Annotated in this window: 12 protein-coding genes; 6 read left to right on the forward strand and 6 right to left on the reverse strand. The window is 40.8% G+C overall.

Annotation, left to right across the window (positions count from 1 at the left end; genetic code table 11):
- On the reverse strand, nt 1–240 hold a 240-nt coding region (locus tag H5072_RS05035), incomplete at its 3' end, for a Spy/CpxP family protein refolding chaperone (RefSeq protein WP_220488507.1).
- A 165-nt stretch (nt 241–405) separates the two neighbouring features.
- Between H5072_RS05035 and H5072_RS05040 the strand changes: the two genes are divergently transcribed.
- The 3 genes from H5072_RS05040 to H5072_RS05050 are packed head-to-tail and all read left to right on the forward strand — an operon-like array spanning nt 406 to nt 3,439.
- Nucleotides 406–1,095, forward strand: coding sequence for a response regulator (locus H5072_RS05040; protein WP_182692886.1), 690 nt, complete (start codon nt 406–408; stop codon nt 1,093–1,095).
- On the forward strand, nt 1,073–2,488 hold the full coding sequence (locus H5072_RS05045) for an ATP-binding protein (RefSeq protein WP_182692887.1): 1,416 nt from the start codon (nt 1,073–1,075) through the stop codon (nt 2,486–2,488). The genes H5072_RS05040 and H5072_RS05045 overlap by 23 nt, the downstream gene beginning before the upstream one ends.
- Nucleotides 2,489–2,491: 3 nt before the next feature.
- The gene (locus tag H5072_RS05050; RefSeq protein WP_182692888.1) at nt 2,492–3,439 is read left to right on the forward strand and encodes an alpha/beta fold hydrolase; all 948 of its coding nucleotides are present in this window, start codon (nt 2,492–2,494) and stop codon (nt 3,437–3,439) included.
- Here the strand turns inward: H5072_RS05050 and H5072_RS05055 are convergent.
- Complete coding sequence (locus H5072_RS05055) at nt 3,402–4,265, reverse strand: cation diffusion facilitator family transporter (protein ID WP_182194048.1); 864 nt, start codon at nt 4,263–4,265, stop codon at nt 3,402–3,404. The genes H5072_RS05050 and H5072_RS05055 overlap by 38 nt on opposite strands.
- Nucleotides 4,266–4,425: 160 nt before the next feature.
- Here H5072_RS05055 and trmL point away from each other — a divergent pair, with 160 nt between their 5' ends.
- Entirely contained in the window at nt 4,426–4,890 is a 465-nt protein-coding gene (gene trmL / locus H5072_RS05060; RefSeq protein WP_002957780.1) for a tRNA (uridine(34)/cytosine(34)/5-carboxymethylaminomethyluridine(34)-2'-O)-methyltransferase TrmL, read from the forward strand.
- A gap of 68 nt (nt 4,891–4,958) precedes the next feature.
- Here the strand turns inward: trmL and gpsA are convergent, their stop codons facing one another.
- Genes gpsA through H5072_RS05080 form a run of 4 tightly spaced genes read right to left on the reverse strand, consistent with a single transcriptional unit; the run spans nt 4,959 to nt 7,210 of the window.
- Nucleotides 4,959–5,966: an NAD(P)H-dependent glycerol-3-phosphate dehydrogenase gene (gene gpsA, locus H5072_RS05065; RefSeq protein ID WP_182692889.1), complete on the reverse strand. Its 1,008-nt coding sequence runs from the start codon at nt 5,964–5,966 to the stop codon at nt 4,959–4,961.
- A 3-nt stretch (nt 5,967–5,969) separates the two neighbouring features.
- Nucleotides 5,970–6,455 carry a protein-export chaperone SecB gene (gene secB, locus H5072_RS05070; RefSeq protein ID WP_002957782.1) on the reverse strand — a complete coding sequence of 162 codons (486 nt, stop codon included), beginning with the start codon at nt 6,453–6,455 and terminating at the stop codon, nt 5,970–5,972.
- A gap of 34 nt (nt 6,456–6,489) precedes the next feature.
- Entirely contained in the window at nt 6,490–6,747 is a 258-nt protein-coding gene (gene grxC, locus H5072_RS05075) for a glutaredoxin 3 (protein WP_002957783.1), read from the reverse strand.
- A gap of 31 nt (nt 6,748–6,778) precedes the next feature.
- Nucleotides 6,779–7,210 (reverse strand): rhodanese-like domain-containing protein, encoded by a 432-nt coding sequence (locus tag H5072_RS05080; RefSeq protein WP_024604567.1) that lies wholly within the window; start codon nt 7,208–7,210, stop codon nt 6,779–6,781.
- Nucleotides 7,211–7,549: 339 nt separating this feature from the next.
- Between H5072_RS05080 and gpmM the strand changes: the two genes are divergently transcribed.
- Complete coding sequence (gene gpmM / locus H5072_RS05085; protein WP_002957786.1) at nt 7,550–9,094, forward strand: 2,3-bisphosphoglycerate-independent phosphoglycerate mutase; 1,545 nt, start codon at nt 7,550–7,552, stop codon at nt 9,092–9,094.
- A gap of 3 nt (nt 9,095–9,097) precedes the next feature.
- On the forward strand, nt 9,098–9,687 hold a 590-nt coding region (locus H5072_RS05090; RefSeq protein ID WP_404936319.1), incomplete at its 3' end, for a murein hydrolase activator EnvC family protein.

A 9,687-nucleotide genomic window follows, 5' to 3' on the forward strand; every position in this document is an offset into this window, starting at 1 on the left:
ATCGTCGCCACGCAGTGCTTTCATTTGTGTTTTTTGCGCTTCAAAAATAGCCTTTAGCTTAGTTTGCTGCTCATCTGTTAGGTTTAATTTTTCAACGCCGCGCTCAGAAAGTAAAAAACGAGCTTGAGAATGGCCTTGCTTATGTCCGTCGCCTTTAGCTAACACGCTACCAGCACCAAGCGTTGCTGTTGCTAAGCCACAGATAAGTACTAATTTTGAAAGTGTGTTTAATTTAGTCATAATCATTACCTTAATATTGGGTTGGTTGTGGCTGCTAAGCCAGTGAGTTAACTATACCTAACTCAACGCAAAGTAACGCAAAGCAGTGTAAAGGTTGTGTAAAGATTCACCTTTGCACTATTTAGCGGGTAAAATAACGCTATAAACAACTCTAAGGGTTTGTAAATGAAACTATTAATGATTGATGACGACACTGGCCTTTGTGAGCTATTAAGTGAATATTTAACTGCCCAAGGCTTTGAAATACAAAGCGTACACGACGGTGAACAAGGCCTTAAACTAGCACAAGCAAATGACTACGCCCTTATATTGCTAGATGTAATGTTACCAACGCTTGATGGTTTTGAAGTACTTAAACAACTTAGGCAAACAAAACTCACACCGGTAATAATGCTTACAGCAAAAGGTGAAGACTTTGACCGTATTTTTGGTCTAGAGCTAGGCGCTGACGATTACATTCCAAAGCCTTTTAATCATCGTGAATTACTAGCCCGCGTAAAAGCGATAACTCGCCGTATAGAGCACATTAATAGTTTAAATATAGCTACAACGAGTAAGTTACTCGTTAATGGCATTACTGTTAACCTTGCAGCTCGAGAAGCCTCAATAGACGGCTCTACACTAACGCTTACTGGTACAGAGTACGAAATACTCACGCTATTGTGTAAAAATGCAGGTGAAGTGGTTAGTAAAGAGCAAATTAGTGAAGAAGTACTAGGTAGGCGTTTAGCTTCTTTTGATCGCTCTATCGATATGCATGTAAGTAATATCCGCAAAAAAATAGCAGAGCATATTCCAGGTGAGCGAATTAAAACAATGAGAGGTACGGGTTATGTCTTTATCCAAGGCGAATAAAAGCACTTACTTTGCTTGGTTAAAACACCCTGGGCACTACCTGTTTTTTAAAATATTTATTTGGTTTTGGTTAACTATAATCGGCACCGTTGCAGCGCTTATATTTTTAAGTAACATTACCGCTATTAACGCGGTAACTAACGAGCCGCTTTATGGCCCTATGAAAAAAAACTTAATATATACCGCCAAAAGTATTGAGCGCACTGCTATTAAACATAAGCGCAGCCTAAGCGATGTATTAGTACACCCTCGCCTATCAAAGCGTAAACTTTTATACTTAAGCGCAGCTCAAAGCGAAGACTCCCTTAGTAGTAAAGAGGTGCCAGAGAGCATCGACTTAAGTTTATTAAACTTTACTCAAAATATGTCACCACAAATTATTTTTACTGAAAAATATCAAGCCTTCGGCCCTGTTAACATAAACGTGCCTGAAGGGAGTTTTTATCTTTATGAAATAGATATTAACCATCAACCGCCGCTATTAATGCGCTTTAAGCTTATGCCTAATTGGATGAAAATAGTCATCGCAATTGTTGCCTCTCTTATTTTAAGCTTTGTATTTAGCCGTAACTTAATAGCCCCTATAAATAGTCTTAAAAAAGCAGCTATTAAACTATCAGCGGGCAACCTAAGCGCAAGAGCCGACATTTCTGTAAACCGAAAAGATGAGCTGGGAATACTTGGGCGAGACTTTAACAGCATGGCCAATCAGCTAGAGCTTTTAATTAGTTCACAAAAACGCTTATTAGCCGACATATCACATGAGTTACGCTCGCCCCTTACGCGTTTAAAAATGGCTACCGGTCTTGCGCAAATGCAAGCTAACGACGCTAGCCAATCGTATTTATTACGCATAGAAAAAGAAGCAAACCAACTTGATAAGATGATTGCCGACGTGCTGCAAGTTTCTCGCTTAGAAGCAAAAAGCCAAGCGCTTTCACTGCAAAAACAATCATTACAAATAATTGTAGATCACGTTATTAACGATGCGCAGTTTGAAGCAAAACAAAATAATAAGCAGCTAAATATAGTGGGCACTGTAGACGTAAATATTAATTGCGACGAAGGCCTTATTGCCAGCGCACTTGAAAACCTATTACGCAACGCTATTAAATACGCAAATAAGACTATTAGCATTGCCCTAAAGCATACAGATGCCATTTATATAGAAATATGTGATGATGGCTCTGGTGTGCCCGATGACCAACTGGGCAAGCTTTGTGAGCCCTTTTTTAGGCAATCAGATGCGCGGGATCGCGTAAGTGGTGGTACGGGTTTAGGGCTGGCGATTGCTAAAAATGCTATTACTGCGCATGGTGGCAGTTTAGTATTATCAAATAAAGAACTAGGTGGCTTGTGTGCTAATATAACCTTGCCATTAATAAAAGAGTAAAGCATGTTTTATAGTTCAGAAGCCCAGCTTGAGAGCAATCAAGAGGCCATTAATGTTTTTTATACTTCAAATTTAATTAAAAGCTACTTAGATACGCCATCAGGAAAGCTATTTTACGCATACGCAATCCCTAAAAACGCGACAACCGCAATAGTAGTAAGTACAGGGCGTATTGAAGGCCTAGAAAAATATAAAGAACTACTCTGGGAGCTGTATTGTAATAATTTTGCTGTGTTTATTATGGATCATCAAGGTCAGGGCCGCTCTTACAGGCACCTTAAAAATAAACATAAAGGCTTTGTAAAACATTATAATAACTACAGCAGTGACCTAAATAACTTTGATCAGCAAATAGTTTCAAAACATTGGCAAGGTAAAAAAGTCATGCTGGCTCATTCAATGGGTGGCGCCATTGCTATTGATTATTTAGCAAAATTTGAAAATAGCTATAAAGGCGTGTTTTTGTCTGCTCCTATGTTTGATATTTTTACAAAAGACGTACCAAAAATACCAACGAAGTTTATTGTTAAATTAGCCACTTTACTTGGTTTACACTCTTGCTATGCATTTGGACAAGGCAACTACAACCCGATCCCATTTACCGAAAACGTACTTACTAACAGCGAGAAGCGTTACACCTACTTTAGGCAAACCTATAAATTAGAACCTAACATACAATTAGGTGGCGTTACGTTTGGCTGGCTAGCAGCTACGATATCGTTTTTAAAGTCTGTTGATAACCTAAACGTACCAATCCCTTTGTTTATAGCAAGTGCAGCTAGCGATACAGTGGTAAACAACGAAGCACAGTACAGTCTTGCAAAAAGGCATGCTCATGCAACGATTGAGAGTTTTGAAGGCGCTAAACACGAGCTACTTTTTGAACGTGACGAAATTCGAAAGCCGCTATTAACTAACTTTTATCAATTTTGTGATTCGGTGACGGCTTAACAAGTACTGACAAAGGGTCGAGGTGGATCAGTATATCTACCTCCGACTCAAAACGTTCTTTGAGCATTGCCTCTACTTCATCAGCCACATTGTGCGCGCGAATCAAACTCAAATGATCATCAAGCTCTAAGTGCATTTGAATAAACTTAACTTTACCGCCTTGGCGAGTACGAATGTCATGCACGCCATGCACATCAGCATGGGCTCTGGCTATGTCAAATATGCTTTGTTTTTCGTCATCCGGGAGCTCTTTATCCATTAAGTGATCGGCACTATCGCGAGCTATATCCCAACTGTTATAAAGTAAGTAACCCGCTACACCTATTGCAAAAATAGGATCTGCATACAACACGCCATAATAAGCTAACAAAATAGCTAACAGCACAGCAGCGTTTAATATTAAATCGCCTTTGTAATGTACTGAGTCGGCTTTTATAGCAATTGAATCGGTATACTTAACCACTTTATTTTGTACAAATACAATGACGAGCGTACACGCAATAGCAAAAATACTTACCCACACACCTAATAAAGAATGGCTTAACTGTATAGGGTTAAATAATCGCTCAATACCATGAAAAGCAAGTAGGCAACCTGAGCCTGCAATAAATGCGGCTTGGCCTAGTCCTGCAAGTGCTTCAGCTTTTCCGTGTCCAAATCTATGATCATCATCCGCTGGGCGCAGTGCGTAACCCAACACTAAAAAGCTCATTGCGGTGGCAGTAATATCCATTAACGAATCAGTTAACGAGCCAAGCATTGAAGCTGAGCCAGAAGCCAGCCAGGCCCATGTTTTTGCACCAATCATTAAGCTAACCATGACCATGGTAACAATGCTGGAAGTTTTAACCCAAAATTCGTAGCTACGGTTATGCACGCGTGTATCCATTAATCACTGTATTGAATGTGTTGAGTATATCATTTTTTTAAAAGGTTTCGTGTATACTGCCCTTCGTCAAACTACAGATTATTTTATAAGGCTCATTATGCTGGATATTGTTTTATACCAACCTGAAATACCGCCTAACACAGGTAATATTATTCGCCTATGTGCCAATACTGGCTATGCATTACATTTAATTGAGCCATTAGGTTTTGAATGGGACGATAAACGCGTGAAACGTGCGGGCCTTGATTACCATGAATTTAGCCATGTTCAACGCCATGCCTCATTTGAGGACTACCTTGAAAAATGCAAACCTAAAAAAGTGTATGCCTGTACAACTAAAGGCAGTCAATTTCATCATGAAGCAAGTTACGAAGCTGGCGACTGTTTAGTGTTTGGTCCTGAAACACGCGGCCTGCCTGATGAAATGATTCAAGCATTACCAAACGATCAGCGTGTACGTATTCCTATGCAAGCAAATAGTCGTAGTATGAACCTGTCAAATGCAGTCGCCGTGTTTGTTTACGAGTCGTGGCGTCAGTTGGGCTTCCCTAACGCCCAGTAAATATAATCCGTTAGGCAATAAAAAACCGACATAGTGTCGGTTTTTTAGTTAAGGCCTAGCTCAAGCGCTTATTCAGCGCGTTGTTCTCGTCCTAAAAGAGCCATAGCGGCTTCTTTCATGTCTTTATTTTCATAAAGTACTTTATAAATTTGCTCAGTGATTGGCATTTCTACGCCAGCACGCTGCGCTAGTAAGTACACTTCTTTAGTGTTTCTAAAGCCTTCAACTACTTGGCCAATAGACTCAATAGCAGCATCAACGCTCTCGCCTTTACCTAACGCCAAACCAAATCGACGATTACGTGATTGGTTATCTGTACAGGTTAGTATTAAATCACCAAGGCCTGCCATTCCCATAAAGGTTTCTGGCTTAGCACCCAAAGCACAGCCTAAACGAGTGAGCTCTGCAAGGCCTCGGGTAATGAGCGCGGTACGCGCATTAGCACCAAAACCTACACCGTCCGAAATACCGGCGCCAATTGCAATTACATTTTTAACCGCACCACCGAGCTGTATACCAATAAAGTCATCATTGTTATACACACGGAATGAGCGACCACAATGAAGTAAATCAGCCAGTTGCTGCGCAAATTCAGGTGACGTAGAAGACACTGAAATAGCTGTAGGTGACCCCATCGCCATTTCTTTTGCAAACGTAGGACCCGAAAGTACCGCAAGTGGTATGTCATCACCCAATTCTTGCAAAGCAACTTCTTGTAACAAACGTCCAGTATTAGGCTCAAGCCCTTTAGTTGCCCACGCTACTTTAGCACCCTCTTGCAATGCAGGTTTTATCTGCGCAAGCGTGTCGCCAAAAGCATGGCTTGGCACAACAACAAGTACAATAGCACTGCTAGCAACGGCATGTTGTAGGTTAGCTTCAAGAGTAAGAGTATCTGGGAAAGGAGCATCAGGTAAGTAACGTTGATTTTTCCGCTCAGCTGCAAGCGTGGCAACGTCGTCGCTATTTCTTCCCCAAAGTGTCAACTGGTGACCATTTCGGGCTAAACAAATAGCAAGGGCGGTGCCGTAAGACCCCGCCCCTAATACAGTAACAGCTGTAGTTGCTGTACTCATAAGTTATGCGTCTGCTGAAGCCTGGTCAGCTTGCGCAGTACGTTGTTGCATGTATTGTGCAAATAACGCATCAAAATTAACTGGCGCAAGGTTAAGCTGTGGGAAAGTACCACGGTTAACAAGATTTGAAACAGCTTCACGTGCATATGGGAATAACACGTTAGGACAAAATGCACCTAGCATGTGCGCAAGTTGCACTTCTTCAACTTCAGCAATAGTAAAAATACCTGCTTGTTGAATTTCACATAAGAACGCAGTTTCTTCACCAATAGATGCAGTTACAGTTAGCGCTAAAACAACTTCAAATACACCTTCGTCCAACTTGTTTGAGCGTGTATCTAGGTCTAGCTTAACTTCTGGTGTCCATTCTTTTTGAAAGATGGCCGGAGAGTTTGGCGTTTCAAACGATACATCTTTAGTGTAAATGCGTTGAATAGTAAATTGTGCGCCAGCTTCAGCAGCTGCTACGTTTTGATTTTCTTCGTTCATTGTTATTCCTAACTTGTTCGTTATTATAATTAAATTAAGCGTTTAGCTTAGCGTCAAGTTTACCTTGCGCTTCAATAGCCATCATGTCGTCGCAGCCACCGATATGTTCATCATTAATAAAAATTTGCGGTACTGTGCTTGCACCACCTGCTTTGGCAATCATTTCATCGCGTAGCTCAGGCTGCACACCAATATCATAATTTGTGTATTCAACGCCTTTGCTGTTTAAAAGCGAAAGAGCACGCTGACAAAATGGACAATACGCCTTGGTGTATAAAACAACATTACTCATAATAAATCCTCTATCGGCCTAGCTAAACTGATTAGCGACCTGTTGTAGTTGGTAAGCTGGCAGATTGCCACGCACCCATGCCACCTGCTAATAAGTAAACTCGTTCAAAACCAGCTTTACTCATAGCGGCTGCAGTACCTTGGGCAGTCATACCTGTAGTACATACAACTATAATGGGTTTAGTCTTGTACTTTTCAAGGCTTGAAAAGTCAGATTTTTTCGCATTCTCTGGGCTTAAGTGCTCAGCACCAGAAATACGCCCTGCATTAAACTCTTTTTGCGCACGTATATCGATTACTTGACCGTCATCACGGTTAATAAGTAACGTAAGCTGCTGGGGATTTATTTGACGAACAGCTGAAAGCTTACTTTTTATCCAGCCACTAACAATAAGGAAAACAATACCAACCCAAGCAAGGCTTAAAATGGGATGATTTGTAATAAATTCAATATATTGTTCCATTCTACTTCCACTATGAAATTATGTTTTAAAACGTGATGTTTTAAGGATTTTGTACTTTAGCCACGCAAGTATACCCAAACCAACCTAAAATGCGAGTTTAGGAGCACTTAGAGGCGTTTAAAAAACGATAAAGCCCCCCATATATATTTAACAAGAACTCTGGATAATAAATCTATCTCAAGCAGAGTTCAGGTTAGTCAATGAGGTATAAGTGAAAAAATTTAATATCTTGTTTTCAATGCTGATCCTAGCTTAAAAACACGGTATGCTAAAACCACGCTAATAAACCTTTTTAGGTGCACAGTATCCATCAACAGATACTAATTTTCAGGAGCTATTATGACAGAGCATAAAAAACCACTGGTATTAATGATTTTAGACGGTTGGGGACACCGCGAAGATACGCAAAGTAATGCTATTCTTGCAGCTAACACACCTGTATTAGACAACTTATGGGCCACCCGCCCACACACATTAATATCGGCTTCGGGTTTAGATGTTGGTCTTCCTGATGGTCAAATGGGTAACTCAGAAGTTGGCCATGTAAACTTAGGTGCAGGGCGCATTGTGTATCAAGATTTTACCCGTATCACCAAAGCAATTAACGATGGCGAGTTTGATTCAACCCCAGCCTTAGTTGAAAACATAGACAAAGCAGTAAGTGCTGGTAAAGCGGTTCACATAATGGGTCTTTTAAGCCCAGGTGGTGTGCATAGCCATGAAGATCATATAGTTGCAAGTATTGAGCTGGCGGCAAAACGTGGTGCTAAAGAAGTCTATTTCCATGCATTTTTAGACGGCCGTGACACACCTCCACGTAGCGCAAAAGCATCAATTGAACGAATTGAAGCGTTATTTAGTAAACTTAAGTGCGGACGTTTAGCATCACTTATTGGCCGTTACTACGCAATGGACAGAGACAACCGTTGGAACCGTGTAGAAAAAGCTTACAACGTAATGACGCTCGCCGAAGGCGACTTTAATTTTGATAATGGTGTTGAAGCACTTAATGCAGCGTACGAGCGCGACGAAAACGACGAGTTTGTAGCAGCTACGACCATTACGCCGACAGGTGCCACTCCGGCTTCAATAAACGATGGTGACACCGTTATTTTTGCTAACTTTAGAGCAGATAGAGCCCGCGAAATTACCCGCGCTTTTGTTGAGCCTGAATTTGATGGTTTTACTAAAAAAAGAACGCCAGAGCTTAGCGCATTTGTAATGATGACAGAGTATGCAGCCGATATAGACGCACCTGTTGCATTTGGACCTACACCACTAATAAACGTACTCGGTGAATGGTTTGAAAAAAATAATAAAACACAGCTTCGTATTTCAGAAACCGAAAAATACGCACACGTTACATTTTTCTTTAGTGGCGGACGTGAAAGCGAATTTAAAGGTGAAACACGCGAGCTAATTCCTTCGCCGCAAGTAGCAACCTACGACCTACAACCTGAAATGAACTCAGAAATGCTAACCGACAAACTGGTAGAAGCAATTAAAAGCGGTAAATACGATGCTATTATTTGTAACTACCCTAATGGCGATATGGTTGGTCACTCAGGTGTATTTGAAGCCGCTGTTAAAGCTTGTGAAGCTGTAGATAGCTGTATCGGACGTGTTGTTGATGCGCTAGAAGAGTTTGGTGGTGAAGCACTAATTACAGCCGATCATGGTAATGCTGAGCAAATGGCTGATCTCAAAACAGGCCAAGCACATACTGCCCACACTAGCGAACCTGTGCATTTTATTTATGTTGGTCGCGATGCAGAGCCAATGCAAGGTAAAGCCTTGAGTGATGTAGCCCCAACAATGCTTCACTTAATGGGTATGGAGCAACCAAAAGAAATGACTGGTACGCCTATCATGATGTTGAAATAACACATGAATAGACGTATTAACCGGTTAATTAAGTGCGGTTTGATACTAACTTCATTAGTGACTGCATCTGCAGTTGCTAATGAAGATCGTACTAAAAAAGACTTATCAGAGGTTCAAAATGCACTTGAGCAAAGCCAAGCTGAATATAACGCCCAAAGAAAAAAAATAGCGTCGCTACAAAAAAATCTAAAAAGCCATGAACTCGATATAGCTAAAAATGCTAAAGCACTTAACATGGCAGAGCAATCCGTAAAAGAGACTAAAACACAGCAAAAAGAGTTACAAAGTAAAGCCGATGAGCTTGATAAAAAACACACTCAGTTTCAGAAAATTTTAGCCGCGCAACTCAAAAGTGCCTATATGGCCGGTGGCGACGACTACTCTAAAATGCTGTTGAATCAAGAAGACACAGCCAAGTTTGAGCGCACACTTAGCTATTACAATTACTTAAATAAAGCCCGTATTGAACAAATCGAAGATCTAAAAGATCTTCAACAGCAAATAGTACAAAACCAAGAAGAGCTCGTTAAAACGCAAGAAAAACTAGAGCTTTTATTTGATGAACAAAAAAGGCGCCAAACTGCATTACTTAA

Source organism: Pseudoalteromonas sp. SR45-5 (genome assembly GCF_014163565.1).
Lineage (GTDB): Bacteria > Pseudomonadota > Gammaproteobacteria > Enterobacterales > Alteromonadaceae > Pseudoalteromonas > Pseudoalteromonas distincta.